General features: G+C 58.6%; 19 protein-coding genes. 14 read left to right on the forward strand and 5 right to left on the reverse strand.

The features are described from left to right. Positions 1-114: 114 nt before the first annotated feature. From ACP3TY_RS03725 to ACP3TY_RS03755, 7 genes are all read left to right on the forward strand, one after another. The gene (locus ACP3TY_RS03725; RefSeq protein WP_426619264.1) at positions 115-1,374 is read left to right on the forward strand and encodes an AGE family epimerase/isomerase; all 1,260 of its coding nucleotides are present in this window, start codon (positions 115-117) and stop codon (positions 1,372-1,374) included. A 118-nt stretch (positions 1,375-1,492) separates the two neighbouring features. Further along, positions 1,493-2,794: an ABC transporter substrate-binding protein gene (locus ACP3TY_RS03730; RefSeq protein ID WP_053123019.1), complete on the forward strand. Its 1,302-nt coding sequence runs from the start codon at positions 1,493-1,495 to the stop codon at positions 2,792-2,794. Between the two features lie 117 nt (positions 2,795-2,911). After that, the gene (locus ACP3TY_RS03735; RefSeq protein ID WP_008082808.1) at positions 2,912-3,820 is read left to right on the forward strand and encodes a carbohydrate ABC transporter permease; all 909 of its coding nucleotides are present in this window, start codon (positions 2,912-2,914) and stop codon (positions 3,818-3,820) included. Then, entirely contained in the window at positions 3,813-4,658 is an 846-nt protein-coding gene (locus ACP3TY_RS03740; RefSeq protein WP_007917872.1) for a carbohydrate ABC transporter permease, read from the forward strand. Before ACP3TY_RS03735 ends, ACP3TY_RS03740 begins: the two co-directional genes overlap by 8 nt. Positions 4,659-4,660: 2 nt before the next feature. Beyond that, a complete protein-coding gene (locus tag ACP3TY_RS03745; RefSeq protein WP_053123017.1) occupies positions 4,661-5,821 on the forward strand; it encodes an ABC transporter ATP-binding protein in 1,161 nt (386 codons plus the stop codon). A 192-nt stretch (positions 5,822-6,013) separates the two neighbouring features. After that, complete coding sequence (locus tag ACP3TY_RS03750; protein WP_053123015.1) at positions 6,014-7,363, forward strand: carbohydrate porin; 1,350 nt, start codon at positions 6,014-6,016, stop codon at positions 7,361-7,363. Positions 7,364-7,648: 285 nt separating this feature from the next. After that, positions 7,649-8,503, forward strand: a complete 855-nt coding sequence (locus tag ACP3TY_RS03755) for a D-hexose-6-phosphate mutarotase (protein ID WP_400755821.1) — start codon at positions 7,649-7,651, stop codon at positions 8,501-8,503. A gap of 151 nt (positions 8,504-8,654) precedes the next feature. On the opposite strand, the gene ACP3TY_RS03760 is transcribed toward ACP3TY_RS03755, so the two are convergent. Beyond that, positions 8,655-9,515 (reverse strand): MurR/RpiR family transcriptional regulator, encoded by an 861-nt coding sequence (locus ACP3TY_RS03760; protein ID WP_171057240.1) that lies wholly within the window; start codon positions 9,513-9,515, stop codon positions 8,655-8,657. A gap of 226 nt (positions 9,516-9,741) precedes the next feature. Between ACP3TY_RS03760 and zwf the strand changes: the two genes are divergently transcribed. The 4 genes from zwf to ACP3TY_RS03780 all read left to right on the forward strand — a co-directional run bounded on the left by zwf (position 9,742) and on the right by ACP3TY_RS03780 (position 13,623). Then, positions 9,742-11,208, forward strand: coding sequence for a glucose-6-phosphate dehydrogenase (gene zwf / locus ACP3TY_RS03765; RefSeq protein WP_053123011.1), 1,467 nt, complete (start codon positions 9,742-9,744; stop codon positions 11,206-11,208). Further along, the gene (gene pgl / locus ACP3TY_RS03770) at positions 11,195-11,908 is read left to right on the forward strand and encodes a 6-phosphogluconolactonase (protein WP_426619265.1); all 714 of its coding nucleotides are present in this window, start codon (positions 11,195-11,197) and stop codon (positions 11,906-11,908) included. Before zwf ends, pgl begins: the two co-directional genes overlap by 14 nt. A 17-nt stretch (positions 11,909-11,925) precedes the next feature. Next, the gene (locus ACP3TY_RS03775) at positions 11,926-12,591 is read left to right on the forward strand and encodes a bifunctional 4-hydroxy-2-oxoglutarate aldolase/2-dehydro-3-deoxy-phosphogluconate aldolase (RefSeq protein ID WP_008082815.1); all 666 of its coding nucleotides are present in this window, start codon (positions 11,926-11,928) and stop codon (positions 12,589-12,591) included. Between the two features lie 306 nt (positions 12,592-12,897). Then, a complete protein-coding gene (locus ACP3TY_RS03780; RefSeq protein WP_426619266.1) occupies positions 12,898-13,623 on the forward strand; it encodes an intradiol ring-cleavage dioxygenase in 726 nt (241 codons plus the stop codon). A gap of 5 nt (positions 13,624-13,628) precedes the next feature. Here ACP3TY_RS03780 and ACP3TY_RS03785 read toward each other — a convergent pair whose 3' ends face one another. Then, positions 13,629-14,810: an aminotransferase class V-fold PLP-dependent enzyme gene (locus ACP3TY_RS03785; protein ID WP_426619267.1), complete on the reverse strand. Its 1,182-nt coding sequence runs from the start codon at positions 14,808-14,810 to the stop codon at positions 13,629-13,631. Between the two features lie 28 nt (positions 14,811-14,838). Further along, positions 14,839-15,075 carry a DUF3820 family protein gene (locus ACP3TY_RS03790; protein WP_003213031.1) on the reverse strand — a complete coding sequence of 79 codons (237 nt, stop codon included), beginning with the start codon at positions 15,073-15,075 and terminating at the stop codon, positions 14,839-14,841. 205 nt (positions 15,076-15,280) lie between these two features. Between ACP3TY_RS03790 and ACP3TY_RS03795 the strand changes: the two genes are divergently transcribed. Next, the gene (locus ACP3TY_RS03795) at positions 15,281-15,748 is read left to right on the forward strand and encodes a ferritin-like domain-containing protein (RefSeq protein ID WP_038369175.1); all 468 of its coding nucleotides are present in this window, start codon (positions 15,281-15,283) and stop codon (positions 15,746-15,748) included. A gap of 265 nt (positions 15,749-16,013) precedes the next feature. Here ACP3TY_RS03795 and ACP3TY_RS03800 read toward each other — a convergent pair whose 3' ends face one another. Both ACP3TY_RS03800 and ACP3TY_RS03805 read right to left on the reverse strand, forming a co-directional pair. Beyond that, positions 16,014-16,484, reverse strand: coding sequence for a MaoC family dehydratase (locus ACP3TY_RS03800; RefSeq protein ID WP_053123003.1), 471 nt, complete (start codon positions 16,482-16,484; stop codon positions 16,014-16,016). A 42-nt stretch (positions 16,485-16,526) separates the two neighbouring features. Next, complete coding sequence (locus tag ACP3TY_RS03805) at positions 16,527-17,471, reverse strand: alpha/beta hydrolase (RefSeq protein WP_159812803.1); 945 nt, start codon at positions 17,469-17,471, stop codon at positions 16,527-16,529. A 199-nt stretch (positions 17,472-17,670) separates the two neighbouring features. Here ACP3TY_RS03805 and fadD2 point away from each other — a divergent pair, with 199 nt between their 5' ends. Together fadD2 and fadD1 are read left to right on the forward strand one after the other, a co-directional pair. Further along, entirely contained in the window at positions 17,671-19,359 is a 1,689-nt protein-coding gene (gene fadD2, locus ACP3TY_RS03810; RefSeq protein ID WP_426619268.1) for a long-chain-fatty-acid--CoA ligase FadD2, read from the forward strand. Positions 19,360-19,706: 347 nt separating this feature from the next. Next, complete coding sequence (gene fadD1 / locus ACP3TY_RS03815) at positions 19,707-21,404, forward strand: long-chain-fatty-acid--CoA ligase FadD1 (protein WP_212548889.1); 1,698 nt, start codon at positions 19,707-19,709, stop codon at positions 21,402-21,404. Positions 21,405-21,467 lie beyond the last annotated feature (63 nt).

A 21,467-nucleotide genomic window follows, 5' to 3' on the forward strand; every position in this document is an offset into this window, starting at 1 on the left:
ACTTTGCTCTTTCCAATGTCACAGCCTGGTGACAAAACCCGCCCCCTTCGTTACAAGCCCGCCCCGGCCCGTTGTTTAGACTCCCCGCAGTCATAACAACAAAAAAGGCCACCCATGGATCGCTTCCAACCCGGCTTCAGCAGTTGGCTGAACGCCCCTGCCCACCAGCAATGGCTTGCCGCTGAAGGCCTGCGTCTGCTGGATTTCGCCAAGGCTGCAAAACTCCCGCAAGGTTTCGGTAACCTCGACGAACTCGGCCGCCTGCCAGCGAACGCGCAAGCCGAAACCATGAACACCGCGCGCATGACCCACAGCTTCGCCATGGCCCATATTCAGGGCTTGCCGGGTTTCGCTGAACTGGTCGATCACGGCATCGCCGCACTGCGCGGGCCGTTGCGTGATGCGTTGCACGGTGGCTGGTTCGCCGTCGCCGAACACCGCGACGACAACACCGGCAAAAACGCCTATCTGCATGCCTTCGTCGCGCTGGCCGCCAGCTCTGCTGTGGCCGCAAAACGCCCCGGCGCGCAAGCGTTGCTGGATGATGCGATCGACATCATCGACACCTATTTCTGGAGCGAAGAAGAGGGCGCCATGCGCGAATTCTTCAATCGCGACTGGAGCGGAGAAGAAGCCTATCGCGGCGCCAACAGCAACATGCACGCCACCGAAGCATTCCTCGCGCTGGCCGATGTCACCGAAGACCCGCGCTGGCTGGTGCGCGCGCAACGCATCGTTGAGCGGGTGATCCACGCTCACGCTGCCGGCAACGGTTACATGGTCATCGAACACTTCGATCGCGACTGGCAACCGCTGCGCGAATACAACCACGACAATCCGGCTGACGGTTTTCGCCCTTACGGCACCACGCCGGGCCACGGTTTCGAGTGGGCGCGGCTGTTGCTGCACCTCGAAGCAGCGCGGGTGCAGGCCGGCATGCTCACGCCGGGTTGGCTGGCGACCGATGCGCAGAAACTCTTCGAAAACAATTGCCGCAACGGCTGGAACGTCGATGGTTTGCCGGGCATCGTTTACACCCTCGACTGGAACAACAAAGCCGTCGTCCGTCATCGCTTGCACTGGACGCACGCCGAAGCCAGCGCCGCCGCCAGTGCCTTGCTCAAGCGCACCGGCGATGAGCAATACGAAACCTGGTATCGGCTGTTCTGGGAATTCTGCGAAACGCATTTCATCGATCGTTGCGACGGCAGTTGGCACCACGAACTCAACCCGCAAAACGTCCCAAGTGCCGATATCTGGGCGGGCAAACCCGATCTGTATCACGCCTGGCAAGCGGTGCTGATCCCTCGTCTACCCTTGTCACCGAGCATGGCGACTGCTTTGGCGCAGTTGTCTCAAGAGATTCCTGTGTAACCATACGGTGACATTCGCGCGTCCCTTCGTTACCTGCGAAGGGAATCGCCCTGTTTAAACTCCTGTGCAGCGCAAGCACCAGACTTGCATGCATAACAACAAGAAAGGTACATCTCAGATGAATGCGATTTCTCGCCTCGCTACTGTCATTTCTGTCGCCTCCCTGTTCCCGCTCGCAATTCTGCCTCTCAGTGTTTCTGCTGCCGAATCCAAAGGTTCGGTCGAAGTCGTGCACTGGTGGACGTCCGGTGGCGAAAAAGCCGCTGTTGATGTGCTCAAGGCTCAAGTCGAAAAAGACGGTTTCACCTGGAAAGACGGCGCTGTCGCCGGTGGTGGCGGTGCCACTGCCATGACCGTGCTGAAAAGCCGTGCAGTCGCCGGCAACCCGCCTGGCGTTGCTCAGATCAAAGGCCCGGACATCCAGGAATGGGCATCGACCGGCCTGCTCGACACCGACGTGTTGAAAGACGTCGCCAAGTCGGAAAAGTGGGACAGCCTGCTCGACAAGAAAGTCTCCGATACCGTCAAGTACGACGGTGATTACGTGGCCGTGCCGGTGAACATTCACCGCGTGAACTGGCTGTGGATCAACCCGGAAGTCTTCAAGAAAGCCGGCATCACCAAGAACCCGACCACCCTCGAAGAATTCTACGCTGCGGGCGACAAGCTGAAGGCTGCGGGCTTCATTCCGCTGGCTCACGGCGGTCAGCCTTGGCAGGACAGCACCGTGTTCGAAGCCGTGGTGCTGTCGGTCATGGGTGTTGATGGTTACAAGAAAGCCCTGGTTGATCTGGACAACGGCGCGCTGACCGGTCCGGAGATGGTCAAGGCACTGACCGAGCTGAAGAAAGTCGCGACCTACATGGACGTCGACGGCAAAGGTCAGGACTGGAACTTGGAAGCGGCCAAAGTCATCAACGGCAAGGCCGGCATGCAGATCATGGGTGACTGGGCCAAGTCCGAATGGACTGCCGCCAAGAAAATCGCCGGCAAGGATTACGAGTGCGTAGCCTTCCCGGGCACCGATAAAGCGTTCACCTACAACATCGACTCGCTGGCTGTGTTCAAGCAGAAAGACGCAGGCACTGCGGCCGGTCAGAAAGACATTGCCAAAGTCGTGTTGGGTGAAAACTTCCAGAAAGTCTTCAGCATCAACAAAGGCTCGATCCCGGTTCGCAACGACATGTTGAACAACATGGAAGCGCTGGGCTTCGACTCCTGCGCACAGACCGCTGCCAAAGACTTCCTGGCTGACGCCAAATCCGGCGGCCTGCAACCAAGCATGGCGCACAACATGGCGACCACGCTGGCCGTGCAAGGCGCGTTCTTTGATGTCGTGACCAACTACATCAACGACCCGAAAGCCGACCCGGCCGACACCGCCAAGAAACTCGGCGCAGCGATCAAGTCCGCTAAATAGGCCGTAACGGCAAGCTGCGAGCCGCAAGCTACAAGCTACAAGCTTGAGCTCTATCGGTCTCGCAGCTTGCAGCTTGCGGCTTGTAGCTGCTCTTCTCTTTTTTTGATGGATTTCCCCATGAGTTCTGTTGCTGTGTTCAGCAAGGCCTCGCCGTTCGATGCATTGCAGCGCTGGCTACCAAAACTGGTGCTGGCGCCGAGCATGTTCATCGTTCTGGTGGGCTTCTATGGCTACATCCTGTGGACGTTCGTGCTGTCGTTCACCACCTCGACTTTCCTGCCCAACTACAAGTGGGCCGGTCTGGCGCAATACGCGCGGTTGTTCGACAACGATCGCTGGTGGGTCGCGAGCAAAAACCTCGCGGTGTTCGGCGGCATGTTCATCGGCATCACCTTGGTGATCGGTGTGTTGCTGGCGGTGTTCCTCGACCAGCGCATCCGTCGCGAAGGCTTTATCCGCACCATTTACCTGTACCCGATGGCGCTCTCGATGATCGTCACCGGTACCGCGTGGAAATGGCTGCTCAACCCGGGCATGGGCCTGGACAAATTGTTGCGTGACTGGGGCTGGGAAGGCTTCCGTCTCGACTGGCTGATCGACCCTGATCGCGTGGTGTATTGCCTGGTGATCGCTGCTGTCTGGCAAGCCTCGGGCTTCATCATGGCGATGTTCCTCGCCGGCCTGCGTGGCGTTGATCAATCGATCATCCGTGCCGCCCAGATCGATGGCGCAAGCATGCCGATGATCTACTGGAAAGTCGTGCTGCCAAGCCTGCGTCCGGTGTTCTTCAGTGCCGTGATGATTCTGGCGCACATCGCGATCAAGAGCTTCGACCTGGTCGCGGCGATGACCGCCGGTGGTCCGGGTTACTCCTCCGACCTGCCCGCGATGTTCATGTATTCCTTCACCTTCAGTCGCGGCCAGATGGGCATGGGCTCGGCCAGTGCGATTCTGATGCTCGGTGCGATCCTCGCGATCATCGTGCCTTACCTGTATTCCGAGCTGAGGACCAAGCGCAATGACTAGTCTCGCTGCCAAACCTGCTATCAGCCTGAGTCGCATCGCGATCTATGCGGTGCTGATCCTCGCTGTCCTGCTTTATCTGGTGCCGCTGGTGGTTATGTTGCTGACCAGCTTCAAGACCCCGGAAGACATCAGCACCGGCAACCTGCTGAGCTGGCCGACCGTGGTCAGCGGTATCGGCTGGGTCAAAGCCTGGGCCACGGTTGACGGTTACTTCTGGAACTCGATCAAGATCACCGTTCCGGCCGTGATCATCTCCACCGCCATCGGTGCGTTGAACGGTTACGTGCTGTCGTTCTGGCGCTTCCGTGGTTCGCAGTTGTTCTTCGGTCTGCTGTTGTTCGGTTGCTTCCTGCCGTTCCAGACCGTGCTGCTGCCGGCCTCGTTCACCCTCGGCAAAATGGGCCTGGCGAGCACCACCACCGGCCTGGTGTTTATCCACGTGGTTTACGGTCTGGCGTTTACTACGCTGTTCTTCCGTAACTACTACGTGAGCATTCCGGATGCGCTGGTGAAAGCCGCACGTCTGGATGGTGCGGGTTTCTTCACGATTTTCCGCCGCATCATTCTGCCGATGTCGACGCCGATCATCATGGTCTGCCTGATCTGGCAATTCACCCAGATCTGGAACGACTTCCTGTTCGGTGTGGTGTTCTCCAGCGGTGATTCGCAACCGATCACGGTGGCGCTGAACAACCTGGTCAACACCAGCACCGGCGCCAAGGAATACAACGTTGATATGGCAGCGGCGATGATCGCCGGCCTGCCGACCCTGCTGGTCTATGTGGTCGCAGGCAAGTATTTCGTGCGCGGGCTGACGGCCGGCGCAGTCAAGGGGTAATCATGGCAACGCTCGAACTTCGCAACGTAAACAAGACCTACGGTGCCGGCCTGCCGGACACCCTGAAGAACATCGAACTGTCGATCAAGGAAGGCGAATTCCTGATCCTCGTCGGCCCGTCGGGCTGCGGCAAATCGACGTTGATGAACTGCATCGCCGGTCTCGAAACCATCACCGGCGGCGCGATCATGATCGGTGATCAAGACGTCAGTGGCATGAGCCCGAAGGATCGTGACATCGCCATGGTGTTCCAGTCCTACGCGCTGTACCCGACCATGAGCGTGCGCGAGAACATCGAATTCGGCCTGAAAATTCGCAAGATGCCTCAGGCGGCGATCGACGAAGAAGTCGCGCGTGTGGCCAAGCTGCTGCAGATCGAACATTTGCTGAACCGTAAACCGGGTCAGCTCTCCGGTGGTCAGCAACAGCGTGTGGCGATGGGCCGTGCCCTGGCACGTCGGCCGAAGATTTATCTGTTCGACGAACCGTTGTCCAACCTCGACGCCAAGCTACGCGTCGAGATGCGCACCGAAATGAAACTGATGCACCAGCGTCTGAAAACCACCACGGTCTACGTGACCCACGACCAGATCGAAGCAATGACCCTGGGCGACAAAGTGGCGGTGATGAAGGACGGCATCATTCAGCAGTTCGGCACGCCAAAAGAGATCTACAACGATCCGGCCAACCTGTTCGTCGCGAGCTTCATCGGTTCGCCGCCGATGAACTTCATTCCGCTGCGCCTGCAACGCAAGGACGGTCGTCTGCTGGCGCTGCTCGACAGCGGTCAGGCCCGTTGCGAGCTGCCGATGAGCATGCAGGATGCCGGTCTTGAAGATCGCGAAGTGATCCTCGGTCTGCGCCCGGAGCAGATCGTTCTGTCGAACGGCGAGGGCAATGGCCTGCCCAGCATTCGTGCCGAAGTGCAGGTCACCGAGCCGACCGGTCCGGACACGCTGGTATTCGTCAATTTGAATGAAACCAAAGTCTGCTGCCGTCTGGCGCCGGACGTGGCACCGCAGGTGGGCGAAAGCCTGACGCTGCAATTCGATCCGTCGAAAGTGTTGTTGTTCGATGCCAACACCGGCGAGCGCCTCGGCACTGCCGGCCAACCACAGACCGATGCGCGGTCTGCGAACGTGGCCCAATTCAAAGGCCGCTGAAGATCAATGTAGGAGTGAGCCTGCTCGCGATTGTGTCCTGTCAGTTGATGTAGTTGTTACCTGACACACCGCTATCGCGAGCAGGCTCACTCCTACAAAGGAGCACGCGGCGGATTGCCTGTAATCCATCGCAATTTATGTAAACCGCGTTAGATAAAAACAGTTAATAACAATAAAGACGAGGATGTAGGGATGAAAAAGAAACACGTCAATGCCCGGTTGATCTGCCAAGTATCAGCTGCGGCGGCATTGGTGCTGGCCGGTAACGCCATGGCGGCGGATGCCTTCAGCTCCGATTCGAAATGGATGACGGGCGACTGGGGTGGCGAGCGTACCAAGCTGATCGAGCAGGGTATCGACATCAAGGCCGACTACGTTGGGGAAGTCGGTGGCAACCTGAACGGTGGCTACAACGACGACAAGACTGCGCGTTACGCTGACCAGTTCGGTCTGGGCGTGGCACTCGATCTGCAAAAGCTGTGGGGCTGGGACAACACTCAGGCGAAGATCCAGCTGACCAACCGTAACGGTTACAACATCTCCAACGACCGTGTTGGCGATCCGCGTGCCGGCACCCTGAGCTCCTCGCAGGAAGTTTACGGTCGTGGCCACATGGTGCGTCTGACCCAATTGTGGATTCAGCACCAGTTCTTCGACAACAAACTCGACGTCAAGGCCGGTTACTTCGGTGAAGGCGAAGACTTCAACACCTTCCCGTGCGACTTCCAGAACCTGGCGTTCTGCGGTTCCCAAGTGGGTAACTGGGCCACCAACATCTGGTACAACTGGCCAGTCAGCCAGGCCGCGATCCGCGTGAAGTACAACATCAACGACGAGCTCTACGCGCAAATCGGTGCTTACAACCAGAACCCGTCGCAGCTGGAACACGGCAACGGCTTCAAACTCAGCGGCAGTGGTACCAAAGGGACTGTGTTGCCGGTTGAATTGGTCTGGTCGCCGAAGGTCAACAGCCTGCCGGGCGAATACCGCGTCGGTTACTACAAGAGCACGGCCGATGCCGACGACGTCCGTGAAGACGTCAACGGTTTCGACGCGGCTACCACGGGCGATGCGTACAAAACCCACAGCAGCAAAAGCGGCTACTGGTTTGTGGCGCAACAGCAACTCACCAGCCACAACGGTGATGCTTCTCGCGGTCTGAACATCGCGGCCAACGCCACGTTCCACGACAAAGACACCAACTTCATCGACAACTACCAGTCGGTGATGTTTGTCTACAAAGGCCCGTTCGACGCACGTCCGAAGGATGACGTCGGTATCGGCGCGGCACGTATCCACGTCAACGATGACGTGAAGAAAAACGCCGAGCTGCTCAACGTTTCCAACGGTGTGTCGGATTACGACAATCCGGTGTTCTCGCCGATTCGTGAAACCGAATACAACTACGAAATCAACTACGGCTTCCACGTAACAAACTGGCTGACCGTACGTCCTAACCTTCAGTACATCACTCACCCGGGCGGTGTGGATGATGTGGACAACGCATTGGTCGCTGGCCTGAAAATTCAGTCTACGTTCTAACGCGTCTGCGATAAGCTCCTCTCTATGTGCGCATATTTGCGGACAGCTAAGGCTGTCCGCTTTTTTTTGTGACACAGGTCGATGCAATCATAGGTAATGCCTCTGTGGCGAGGGAGCTTGCTCCCGCTCGGCTGCGCAGCAGTCGTAAACGCTGCTGATGAGATTTGACTGACACACCGCAGTGAATGATTCAGGGGCCGCTTCGCAGCCCAGCGGGAGCAAGCTCCCTCGCCACAACAGCAATGTGGAATTTGAATACCCCCATGATTTTCAGGACCGTGGCCCATGCATGAGCATCCGCTACAACGCTTCTTCAAATCCCTGCGCGAACAGCCGATATTCGCCTGGGAGCGCTATCAGATGCGCGACGTGTTGGTGATCGATCACCCGCTGTGTCAGGCGGTGTTCAGTCGTCAGGGCGCGCAGTTGCTGCACTTTCAGCCGCGCGGGCAGAAACCGTGGTTGTGGTGTGCGGCAAAGTGGCCGCATGTCGGGGCGATCCGTGGCGGTGTGCCGGTCTGCTGGCCGTGGTATGGCCGTCATCCGAGTGAGAACGCATGGCCGTCGCATGGCTGGGCGCGTTTGCTCGACTGGAAATTACTCGACAGCAGCACCGCCGACGACGGCGTGCGTTTGCACTGGCAATTGCAACTGTGCGACTGGCAGGTTGATCTGCACGCGCACCTTGGCGAACGCATGGATCTGCGCCTGAGCACCGAGCATCAGGACGACATGCCGTGCCAGTTGAGCCAGGCTTTGCACGCTTACTGGCGTATTGGCGATGTTGGTGAGATAGCGCTGTCTGGACTCGAAGGGGCGCAGGGTTACGACCAGTTGAGCCGCCAGTCTTGTCAGCAAGAAGGCGAATTACGGGTGGATGGCGGGTGTCAGCGAGTGTTCCAGCATGACGGCGAATTACAGCTGAAAGATCACGCCTGGCAGCGCGAGTTGTGCATTGATACCGGCGACAGTGCCGACACGGTGGTCTGGCATCCCGGGGCGCGGCCATTATTGGGCGTGACGTGGGATGAGATTTCGGAGTTTGTCTGTGTTGAAGCGGCGGCGGGCGGGACGGACAGTCTGCACCTGGCGCCGGGGGAGAAGGCGCATTTGAGTTTGCAGGCGTGGGCGGCGGCTTGATGATCGTTCCCACGCTCTGCGTGGTAATGGCTCAAGGGACGCTCCGCGTCCAGTGACGCGGAGCGTCACGGGCTGCATTCCCACGCAGAGCGTGGGAACGATCAACCCCTGTAGGAGCTGCCGAAGGCTGCGATCTTTTACGCGAAGCGTCCTAATTAAATTCATCCCCAACCGGATACCGGCTGGCATTCAAGCTCTCTTTGATCTTGCGCAGATGCGGCTGGAAATCCACCCCGCGCCGCAAGGTCATCCCGGTCGCCAACACATCCAGCACGGTCAACTGAATGATCCGCGAAGTCATCGGCATATAGATGTCGGTGTCTTCCGGCAGCGGAATGTTCAGGCTCAACGTACTGGCCTTGGCCAGCGGCGAATTCTCCGCCGTCAAACCCAGCACCGAAGCCCCGTTCTCGCGAGCAATGCGCGCCACTTCCACCAGTTCACGGGTACGCCCGGTGTAGGAAATGATCACGAACAGCTCACCGGTGTGCGCCACCGAAGCAATCATCCGCTGCATCAACACATCGGCGTGCGCGGTAACCGCCAGGTTGAAACGGAAAAACTTGTGCTGCGCATCCAGCGCCACCGGTGCCGAGGCGCCGAGACCAAAGAAGTGGATCTGCCGTGCCTGAATCAACAGGTCGACGGCGCGGCTGATCAGGTTCGGATCCAGCGCCTGACAAGCGCTGTCCAGCGAGGCGATGGCGCTGCCGAAAATCTTTTGCGTGTAGGCCTCGGGATTGTCATCGGCCTCGACCGCGCGGCTGACGTACGCCGCGCCACTGGCCAGGCTCTGCGCCAATTGCAGCTTGAGTTCCGGGTAGCCGCTGACACCGAACGAACGGCAGAAACGGTTGACCGTCGGTTCGCTCACCGACGCGGCCTGGGCGAGGGCGGCGATGCTGAAGCGGGTGGCCTGCTGTGGGTTGAGCAGGATCACCTCGGCGACTTTGCGTTCGGCCTTGTTCAGGTCTTCAAGGCGACTCTGGATCTGTTCCAGTAAATTTCGCACGCGGTCCATATGGAATTCCTAATTCACCAGCGCAAAGGTGCGCTGATCTATGCAAATTGGGCCTTTGATGTGGCCCGTCACGGTGGCCTATCCTACTGATGGCTCCGACCGACCACCACTCGGAATCTGTATTTTGCGAAAATGTTGTGGTTATTACTACATTTTCCCTTGAGTGATGCCTTGAAAAAAGGTATTTGTAGCTTAACTTGATAAAAGAACAAACATCATGCCTTCGATTACGGTTGAACCGTGCACCTTTGCCTTGTTCGGCGCTCTCGGCGATCTGGCCCTGCGCAAGCTGTTTCCTGCCCTGTATCACCTGGATGGCGCCGATCTGTTGCACGAGGACACGCGCATCATCGCGTTGGCCCGTGAAGACGGCACCGAGCAGCAGCACCTGGCGTTCATCGCCGCCGAACTGCGCCGCTATGTCGGCAAAGAGCTGGACGAAGCCGTGGCCGAGCGCTTTCTTGCGCGCCTGAGCTACCTGCACGTCGACTTCCTCAAGGCTGAAGACTATGTCGCGCTGGCCGAACAGGCCGGCAGCACGCAACGCATGATTGCTTACTTCGCCACACCGGCAGCGGTGTACGGCGCGATCTGCGAGAACCTGGCGAGCGTCGGTCTGGCAGAAAACACCCGCGTGGTGCTGGAAAAACCAATCGGCTCCGACCTCGAATCGTCGCGCAAGGTTAACGATGCCGTGGCGCAGTTCTTCCCGGAGAACCGCACTTACCGTATCGACCACTATCTGGGCAAAGAAACCGTTCAGAACCTGATCGCGCTGCGTTTCGCCAACAGCCTGTTCGAAACCCAGTGGAACCAGAATTACATCTCCCACGTGGAAATCACCGTGGCCGAGAAGGTTGGCATCGAAGGCCGTTGGGGCTACTTCGACAAGGCCGGCCAGCTGCGCGACATGATCCAGAATCACCTGTTGCAGCTGCTCTGCCTGATCGCCATGGATCCACCGGCTGACCTGTCTGCCGACAGCATCCGTGACGAAAAAGTAAAAGTGCTCAAAGCATTGGCGCCGATCAGTCCGGAAGGCCTGACTACGCAAGTGGTGCGCGGCCAGTACATCGCCGGCCACAGCGAAGGCAAATCCGTACCGGGTTACCTCGAAGAACCAAATTCCAACACCCAGAGCGACACCGAAACCTTCGTCGCTTTGCGTGCCGACATCCGCAACTGGCGCTGGGCCGGCGTGCCGTTCTACCTGCGCACCGGCAAGCGTATGCCGCAGAAGTTGTCGCAGATCGTTATCCACTTCAAGGAACCGTCGCACTACATTTTCGCCCCCGAGCAGCGCTTGCAGATCAGCAACAAACTGATCATCCGCCTGCAACCGGACGAAGGCATTTCCTTGCGCGTGATGACCAAAGAGCAGGGCCTGGACAAAGGCATGCAACTGCGCAGCGGGCCGCTGCAATTGAATTTCTCTGACACCTGGCGTAGCGCGCGGATCCCTGATGCCTACGAGCGGTTGTTGCTGGAAGTGATGAACGGCAATCAGAACCTGTTTGTCCGTAAAGATGAAATCGAAGCCGCGTGGAAATGGTGTGACCAGTTGATCGCCGGTTGGAAAAAATCCGGTGACGCGCCCAAGCCGTACGCGGCCGGGTCGTGGGGGCCGATGAGCTCCATTGCATTGATCACGCGGGACGGGAGGTCGTGGTATGGCGATATCTAATGTGCAACTGCCTGCGGGCGTAAACGCTCACGAATTCAAGAGCCCGGTGCTGTTGGCTGAAGGTCAGGCGCTGAATGTCGCCAAGCAATTGAGCGAGGCCATTGAGGCACGCGGCAACGCGGTGCTGGTGGTGTCGGGCGGTCGTAGCCCGGTGGCGTTTTTCCAGCATCTGGCCAAACAGGAACTGGACTGGTCGAAGGTCGTCGTGACCCTCGCCGACGAGCGCTGGGTACCGGTTGAACATGCCGACAGCAATGCCGGTCTGCTCAAGCAATACCTGCTCAAAGGCCCGGCGGCCAAGGCACAGTTTCTCAGCCTTTATAGCGCTGCGGCGAACGTCGAGCAGGCGGCTGAACAGGCTGATCGCTTGCTCGCCGAATTGCCGCCGATTGACGTGCTGGTGCTGGGCATGGGCGATGACGGCCACACCGCATCGCTGTTCCCGAACAGTCCGAACCTGGCCGAAGCGCTGCAAGCCGATGGCACCCGCCGTTGCTGGCCGATGCTGGCGCCGAGCGTGCCGCGTCAGCGCCTGACCATGAGCCGTGCGCTGCTGGCTTCGGCGAAACACAAGATTCTGTCGATTTCCGGTCAGTCGAAACTGACCACCCTGAATGCCGCGCTGGCATCCGATGACGTCGCCGCCATGCCGGTGCGCGCGTTTCTGCAACCTACGTTAGAGATTTACTGGTGCCCATGAGCCAAGGAACAGCCGCTATGACAACCCCATCCCCGACCGTTTCCATGGCGGACAAAGTTGCCCTGATCGACAGCCTCTGCGCCAAGGCGCGGATCCTGCCGGTGATCACCATCGCCCGCGAACAGGACGTGCTGCCGCTGGCCGACGCCTTGGCCGCCGGTGGTCTGACCGCGCTGGAAGTGACCCTGCGTTCGCAGTTCGGCCTCAAGGCCATTCAGATCCTGCGCGACCAGCGTCCGGAACTGATGACCGGTGCCGGCACCGTGCTCGATCGCAACATGCTCGCGGCGGCCGAAGCTGCCGGCTCGCAATTCATCGTCACCCCAGGCATTACCCGTGACCTGCTGGAAGCCAGCGTCGACAGCCCGATTCCGCTGTTGCCGGGCATCAGCAACGCCTCCGGCATCATGGAAGGCTACGGTCTGGGTTATCGCCGCTTCAAGCTGTTTCCGGCGGAAGTCAGCGGTGGCGTCGCAGCAATCAAAGCCCTCGGCGGACCGTTCGGCGAAGTGAAATTCTGCCCGACTGGCGGCGTCGGCCCGGCCAACATCAAAAGCTACATGGCGCTGAAAAACGTCATGTGCGTGGGCGGTAGCTGGATGCTTGATCCGGAGTGGATCAAGAACGGCGACTGGGCCCGCATTCAGGAATGCACCGCTGAGGCGTTGGCGCTGCTGGACTGATTGTTACCAAACACTTCGTTGTGTGTTCTACGGCTTTACGGTGCGCTCGGTCGGCGCACCGTTTTTTTTTGCCCGCAGAAAAGCCAACATCAAAAGATCGCAGCCTTCGGCAGCTCCTACAGGGCGTTGATACGGGATGCAATGTAGGAGCTGTCGAGTGCAACGAGGCTGCGATCTTTTGATCTTGCTTTCAAATGGCTAGGCCAAAAAGATCGCAGCCTGGAGTTACGACGCGATACATAGTTACCGCACACAGGCGATTGCGTGGCGCTAATCTGCGTACTCTTATGGAAGAGAGAACGCATCATGGATCGAGACGCTGCAACACCCTCACCGAACCTGGTGTATCAACTGGCCCCCGAGCAAATCGCCGGGCCATATTTTCGCAACCCGCAATTGCTGCGCCGCAACATCAGCGAAGGTGCGGAAGGCTTGCCGCTGCTGCTACGCCTGACCATCGTCGATGCCATGACCGGTGAACCGGTGAGCGGCGCGCTGGTGGACATCTGGCATTGCAACGCTCGCGGTGCGTACTCGGGCTGGAGCCGGATCAACCCGGATCTCGAAGTCGACGCCGAAGCCATCGGTTCGATCCCGCGCACCGACGATGACACCTACCTGCGCGGCAGTCAGTTCTGTGATCACAAGGGCAGGGAGCGCTTTACCACGATTTATCCGGGGTTCTACGCCGGTCGTGCGTTGCACATCCATGTGGCGGTGCGCATGGTCACGGGTACCGAGTACCTCGAAGAGCGCAACGTGGCGTGGGTCGGTCAGTTGTATTTCCCCGAAGTAGTGTCGCGCTCGGTGCTCAACGCCAAAGCCTATCGCGGTCGCGCCTCAACAGCGTTGAACAATACTCAGGACAGTTTCTTTGCCGACATGGGCGGCGAGGCGTCGACCCTGACCGTTTGGCCGATCGGCCGCGACTCCCACGAGGACGGTTTCTTCGGCCACCTGACCATCGGCATCGACACCTTTGCGGTGTCGTCGCAGATCAAACCCGAGGACTTCGACAAATACACCGTTTAGGCGATTCAGCGCAGCTCGTTCAGCGCGCGCGTGAGCAATTGCATCTCGGCAGCGGTGGTGGTCAGCCCCGGCGTGATGCGAATGCACGGTCCGCAGGCGGCGCCCGTGCGCACCACGGTGAACAGGTTGTATTCGTTGAGCAGACGCTCGGCCATCGCCTGTTGATTGTCATGGCGAGTGAAACGCAGCGCAGTGATCCCGCAATACAAGCGTGGATCGTCTGGCGTCATCACTTCGATGCCCGGCAACTGGCGCACGGCGCTGACCCACAGGTTGCGCAGGTAATTGATTCGCGCCCCTTTGGCCGCTGCGCCGCCGAGCGAGCGATGCTCTTCGAACACCAGCGGCAAGGTCATCAGCGCCGGAATGTTCGGTGTGCTGTACGAGGTGCGCGAGCGGATATCGTTGACCGGGTAGTGCATCTCGCCCATGTCCGGGTCGATATCGGCCAGCCGCTGCGGAGCGATATAGAGGAAACCGAGGGTCAGCGGTGCACCGATCCATTTGTGCAGGTTGTACGCGGCGAAGGCGATGCCGAGGGCTTCGAAGTCGAATTCGATCTGGCCGAGGGCGTGGGCGCCATCAAGGATGATGTCGACGCCATGCTCTTTGGCCAGCGCGGCGATGGCCTGCACCGGCATCACCAGACCGGTGCGATGGGTGACGTGCGTCAGCGCCATAAGTTTCAGTTTCGGGTGACGAATAAAGGTTTCGCGGTAGGTGGCCAGCAGGCTCTCGAAAGTCGCCGGATGCGCGTGGTCAATTTCGATGACTTCGACCCCGCGATGCTTGGCTAGCCAGCGCATGGCACCTTTGACCGTATCGTATTCGAGGTCGCAGATGAGCACCTGATCGCCGGGTTGCAGGCGGTTGTAGTTGCGGATCAGCGATTGCAGGCCTTCAGTGGCATTGCGGGTAAACGCCACGCTTTGCGCGCGCACGCCGATCAGCTCGGCCAATTGTGCGCGGATGTCGAGGTTGTCGTATTGCTCGTAGCGCTGGCGCACATACACCGAATTGCTGGTGTTGATCAGCTCGATGTTGCGCTGGTATTCCTCGATCACCGTGCGCGACATGCGTCCGAAGTAACCGTTCTCCAGATTGATCGGGCCGGGCTGGACGTCATAACGGCCGACAAACATTTGCCAAAAAGCTTCATCACGGGCGCGCAGGGTGTTATCGGGCATGGCGGCTGGCTCTATAGAGGAGGGCGCTTCAGTGGCGCGGGGCGGGTTTGCCATGTTTGGCACGCAGTGGTTCGAGCAGCTCGGACAAACCGTTATGGTCGATCTCCTGCATCAGTGCAAGCAATCCGCCGAGTTCGCCGTGCGGGAAACCTTCACGGGCGAACCAGTTCAAGTAAGGGCCTGGCAGGTCGGCGATGATCCGGCCCTTGTACTTGCCGAAGGGCATTTCTCGGGTGATCAGCAGTTCGAGTTTTTCGGGATTCATCAAAAGGATCGTCTGGCTTCAAATCAGATTGGAAAATACAGGCATTCTGCATGCAGGCCAAATGACAGATCATGCAAATAACCGCAATACAGATAGTTCATTTATATTTAAGTTGTTGATTTATATATGTTTTCTTTCGGAGTAAAAACTGGCACGCACACTGCAATATCCCTTGCATCTTCCACCGATCGCAAGGAATTGAAAAATGACCGACATGAATAAAGAAGCCATCTCTGTACTCAATGACCTGATTGAAACCAGCAAGGACGGTCAGGAAGGGTTCAAGACTTGCGCTGAAGACATCAAGCATCCAGAACTGAAAACCCTGTTCGTGACCCGCTCTGCCGATTGCGCTACCGCTGCAGCTGAGCTGCAAGCTGAAGTTCGCAAACTGGGCGGCGATCCGGAAACTTCCACCAGCGTCAGCGGTGATCTGCACCGTCGCTGGGTCGACGTTAAAGCGATGTTCACCGGCAAAGACGAAGAGGCTGTGCTGAACGAAGCCGAACGTGGTGAAGACCATGCGCTGAAGGCTTACAAAGAAGCACTGGAAAAAATCAACAAGCACAACCTGGTGGGCATTCGTGACCTGGTTGAACGTCAGTACCACGGCGTACAACGCAACCACGACCAGGTGAAAGCCCTGCGTAACCAGGCTCGCGCACGCTCTTAAGCGTACGCCGGTAACAAAAAACGCCAGCTAGTTTGGCGTTTTTTTATGCATGGGGGAAAGTAAAAGCAAGAGCCCCTCACCCTAGCCCTCTCCCGGAGGGAGAGGGGACTGACCGGATTGGATGTTGGAGGTACATCGACCTGAGCGATCTGAGGTGAACTCAAGTTTTGAAAAGCATGAAAATCGGCTCCCTTCCCCCCTCGCCCCCTTGGGGGAGAGGGCTGGGGTGAGGGGGAAAAGCTCTACCTGACACCCCGCCAATCAATCAACCAATACTAATCGCCGGCAATGTCGGCAATGTCACCGTCTGCTGCTTACGCGGTGCCAGAATCTCTGCCTCACCATCTACCACCAACTCATCACGCTGGTTAAACACGCGAGTGGCAATGCGCACGCGAAATTTCGGCAGTTTCTCGAGGATTTCCAGACGCACCGTCAGCGTGTCGCCAATCTTCACCGGCTTCTGAAAGCTCATCTGCTGACCGATATAAATAGTGCCCGGCCCAGGCATTTCGCACGCCACGGCGGCGCTGATCAACGCGCCACTGAACATGCCGTGAGCGATGCGCTCCTTGAACATGCTGGCGGCGGCGAACTCGGCGTCCAGGTGCACCGGGTTGTGGTCGCCGGACATCGCGGCGAACAGCTGAATGTCGCGCTCTTCGACGGTCTTGCTGTAGCTGGCGGTCTGGCCGACTTCGAGGGCTTCGTAAGGGATGTTGGTAACCTGGGTCATCGGTCTCGATTCCTGTGACGGATTAAATAAATCCACAAAAAATTATTCGCTGCGTTGCGGGCGCGGATGGCTGAGCACCTGATCGATCCAGGCCAGCACATCGGCAATCACCTCATCGCGATTGGTTTCGTTGAACAATTCGTGCCGCGCCTGCGGGTAGATCTGCAGTTGCAGGTTCTGGCTGCCGGCCGAGCGCAAAGCGTTGGCCAGATCAGTCAGACGCTTGCCTTCACTCACCGGATCACATTCGCCGCCAATCACCAGCAACGGCAGGCCCGGGTTGATCTGGGCGAGATTGGACGCTTTGCTGATTTGCTGCAAGCCGCCGAGCAAGTCGATCCACAGCTGATTGGTGCAGCGAAAGCCACACAACGGGTCGTTGGCGTACAGATCGACTTCAGCCGGATCGCGGCTGAGCCAGTCGAACGGCGTGCGCACCGGTTTGAATTTTTTGTTGAACGAGCCGAACGACAACCACTCGATCAGCGCACTGCGCCCCTTGCCGCCCTGGCGCAGTTTTTCCAGTCGGGCGATCTGCCGTGCCGCGCCATAAAGCGCCACCGGCTGGAAGTTCGAACCGCTGAGAATCGCACCCTGCAAACTGGCGCTGTGGTGCAGCAGATAGGCCTGCGCGAGGTAGCTGCCCATGCTGTGGCCGAGCAGGATGATCGGCACGCCGGGGTGCTGCTGGCCGATGTGTTGATTGAGGCTCGCCAAATCACCCAGCACCTTGCACCAGCCATCGTCGTCGGCGAAATGTCCGAGCGTACCGTGTTCGGCAGTTTTGCCATGTCCGCGCAAATCCGGCGCGTAAACGCCATAACCTTTGTCGCAAAACGTGTCGGCCAAACGGGCATATCGGCCGCTGTGTTCGGCCATGCCGTGGGCCAGCAGGATCACCGCTTTCAACGGCGCGGCGGGCAGCCATTGGTTGACGAACAGGCGGCTGCGGTCACTCGCGTCCAGCCATAGGGTGTGGTGGATCATGGCGATTCCTTTGCTCAGAGTCGGCACATTGTATAGCGCGTCTGATCAGCCCACGCCACGGGACTAAGATTCACACGATCAATGACGGCTTTGCCCGTATTTGCCTCAATGGCCATAACTGCTAGTGTCCGTGAAGCTCCGCTTTTTCAGAAATGACAGAAAGCGGCCCGGATCGGCTCAGGTAAAGAGGACAAGAACAATGCAACCTGATTTCTGGAACGACAAACGCCCGGCCGGCGTACCGCTGGACATCGACATGGGTGAGTTCAAGTCGGTGATCGAGGTGTTTGAGCGCTCCTGCAAGAAGTTCGCGGATCGCCCGGCATTCAGCAACATGGGCGTGACCCTGACCTACGCCGAGCTCGAACGTCAAAGCGCCGCTTTCGCCGGTTACCTGCAAGCGCACACCGATCTGGTGCCGGGCGATCGCATCGCCGTGCAGATGCCCAACGTCCTGCATTACCCGATTGCCGTGTTCGGTGCCTTGCGCGCCGGGCTGATCGTGGTCAACACCAACCCGCTGTACACCGCGCGGGAAATGCGTCACCAGTTCAAGGATTCCGGCGCACGTGCGTTGGTGTACCTGAACATGTTCGGCCAGAAAGTCCAGGAAGTGCTGCCCGACACTGACATTCAATACCTGATCGAAGCGAAGATGGGCGACTTGATGCCCACCGCCAAAGGCTGGCTGATCAACACCGTGGTCAGCAAAGTGAAAAAAATGGTGCCGGCGTATTCGCTGCCGCAGGCGATCTCCTTCAAGAGTGCGCTGCGCATGGGCCGGGGCTTGGGCATCAAGCCGTTGAAGGTCAGCCTCGACGACATCGCCGTGCTGCAATACACCGGCGGCACCACCGGTCTGGCCAAGGGCGCGATGCTCACCCACGGCAATCTGGTGGCGAACATGCAGCAAGTGCGCGCGTGTCTGGCGCAGCTCGGGCCGGACGGTCAGCCACTGCTGCGCGAAGGTCAGGAGGTGATGATCGCGCCGCTGCCGCTGTACCACATCTATGCGTTCACCGCGAATTGCATGTGCATGATGGTCTCCGGCAACCACAACGTATTGATCAGCAATCCGCGCGACATTGCCGGCTTCATCAAAGAGCTGAAGAACTGGCGTTTCTCGGCGTTGCTGGGTCTGAACACACTGTTCGTTGCGCTGATGGATCACCCGGATTTCAAGACCCTGGATTTCTCCAGCCTGAAACTCACCAACTCCGGCGGCACCGCACTGGTCAAAGCCACCGCTGAGCGTTGGGAGCAAATGACCGGTTGCCGCATCACCGAAGGCTACGGCCTGACCGAAACCTCGCCGGTGGCCTGCACCAACCCGTACGGCGATCAATCGCGCCTGGGCACGGTCGGTTTGCCGGTACCGGGCACGTTGTTGAAAGTGATCAACGATGATGGCGTCGAGCAGCCAATGGGCGAGCGTGGCGAACTGTGCATCAAAGGCCCGCAGATCATGAAGGGCTACTGGAACAAACCCGAGGCCACCGCCGAAGTGCTGGATGCTGAAGGCTGGTTCAAATCCGGCGACATCGCGGTAATCGATCCGGACGGTTTCGTGCGCATCGTTGATCGCAAGAAGGACATGATCATCGTCTCCGGTTTCAACGTGTACCCGAACGAGATCGAAGACGTGGTGATGGCTCACCCGAAAGTCGCCAACTGCGCGGTGATCGGTGTGCCGGACGAGCGTTCGGGCGAGGCGGTGAAGCTGTTTGTGGTGGCGCGGGAAACCGGCGTCAGCCTGGAAGAGCTGAAGGCGTACTGCAAAGAGAATTTCACCGCGTACAAAGTGCCGAAGCACATCGTGCTGCGCGAATCGTTGCCGATGACGCCGGTCGGGAAGATTCTGCGACGTGAGTTGCGCGATATCGCTTAACGCCTGAAAACAAAAAGATCGCAGCCTTCGGCAGCTCCTACAGGAAACGCATTCCATGTAGGAGCTGCCGAAGGCTGCGATCTTTTGCTTTGAAGCCCCCATTTTGCGGGACTTTCAAGGTGTTCTAGGGTTTTTGCTCTAAAATGACTGTTAGCAAGTCTTGAGTCATAAATATGACTGTATGGGCCGCTTTTGGCTCTAGTCGACCCTCGGCAAAGCTGCTACTCTCGGCGCGCTTTGTGACTTCTCGGCCTATCAAAAAGCCAGATTCACCAATACAAAACACACACCAATAATAATCGCATCAAATGCGGTGAAGAATTCGCGTTGCTGAGGAGTGGGCTTCCATGAACGAAGACTTTTGGAAGGATAAGTACCCCGCTGGAATTGCTGCCGACATCAATCCAGATGAGTACCCGAATATTCAGGCAGTGTTGAAGCAGTCCTGCCAACGCTTCGCCAACAAACCGGCTTTCAGCAACCTGGGCAAGACAATCACCTACGGTGAACTGTACGAATTGTCCGGTGCGTTTGCCGCGTATCTGCAACAGCATACCGACTTGCAGCCCGGTGATCGAATCGCCGTGCAACTGCCCAACGTTCTGCAGTACCCGGTGGCCGTCTTCGGTGCCATCCGTGCCGGGCTGATCGTGGTCAACACCAACCCGCTGTACACCGCGCGGGAAATGGAACACCAATTCAACGACTCCGGTGCCAAAGCCCTTGTTTGCCTGGCGAACATGGCGCACCTGGCCGAAACCGTGGTGCCAAAAACCGGCGTCAAACACGTTTTCGTCACCGAAGTTGCCGACCTGTTGCCGCCGGTCAAGCGCCTGCTGATCAACAGCGTCATCAAGTACGTGAAGAAAATGGTGCCGGCTTACCACTTGCCGAAAGCCATCAAGTTCAATGACGCGTTGAGTAAAGGCCAAGGCCAGCCTGTGGCCGAAGCCAACCCGCACAGCGGCGATGTCGCGGTGCTGCAATACACCGGCGGCACCACCGGAGTGGCCAAAGGCGCGATGCTCACCCACCGCAACCTCGTCGCCAACATGCTGCAATGCAAGGCGCTGATGGGCTCGAACCTCAATGAAGGTTGCGAGATCCTGATCACGCCGCTGCCGCTGTACCACATCTATGCGTTCACCTTTCATTGCATGGCGATGATGCTGATCGGCAACCACAACATCCTGATCAGCAACCCGCGCGACCTGCCGGCGATGGTCAAGGAACTGTCGAAGTGGAAGTTCAGCGGTTTCGTCGGCCTCAACACGTTGTTCGTGGCGCTGTGCAACAACGAAGGTTTCCGCAAGCTGGACTTCTCGGCGCTGAAAGTGACGTTGTCGGGCGGCATGGCCCTGCAACTGGCCGCTGCCGAGCGCTGGAAAGCGGTGACCGGTTGCTCGATCTGCGAAGGTTACGGCATGACCGAAACCAGCCCGGTCGCCACGGTGAATCCGATCCAGAACATCCAGATCGGCACCATCGGCATCCCAGTGCCATCGACCCTGTGCAAAGTCATCGACGATGCCGGTGTCGAGCAGCCAATGGGCGAAATCGGCGAACTGTGCGTCAAGGGCCCGCAAGTCATGAAGGGCTACTGGCAGCGTCAGGAAGCTACCGATGAGATGCTCGACAGCGACGGCTGGCTGAAAACCGGCGACATCGCGCTGATTCAGCCGGACGGTTACATGCGCATTGTCGATCGCAAGAAAGACATGATTCTGGTCTCTGGTTTCAACGTTTATCCGAATGAACTGGAAGACGTACTGGCGACCCTGCCGGGCGTGTTGCAGTGCGCGGCCATTGGCATCCCGGACGAGAAGTCGGGCGAAGCGATCAAGATTTTCATCGTCGCCAAACCGGGCGTGACGCTGACCAAGGAAACGGTGATGGAGCACATGCGCGCCAACGTCACCGGTTACAAGGTGCCGCGTTCGGTCGAGTTCCGCGATGCGCTGCCGACCACCAACGTCGGCAAGATCCTGCGCCGCGAACTGCGCGATGAAGAGCTGAAGAAGATCAAGGCCAAGTCCGCCGCCTAAAACACAAAGCCCCGCAGATGCGGGGCTTTTTGTTGGTGCAGAGCATGGCTTTGATCGTTCCCA

This window comes from Pseudomonas rustica (assembly GCF_049959085.1).
GTDB lineage: Bacteria > Pseudomonadota > Gammaproteobacteria > Pseudomonadales > Pseudomonadaceae > Aquipseudomonas > Aquipseudomonas rustica.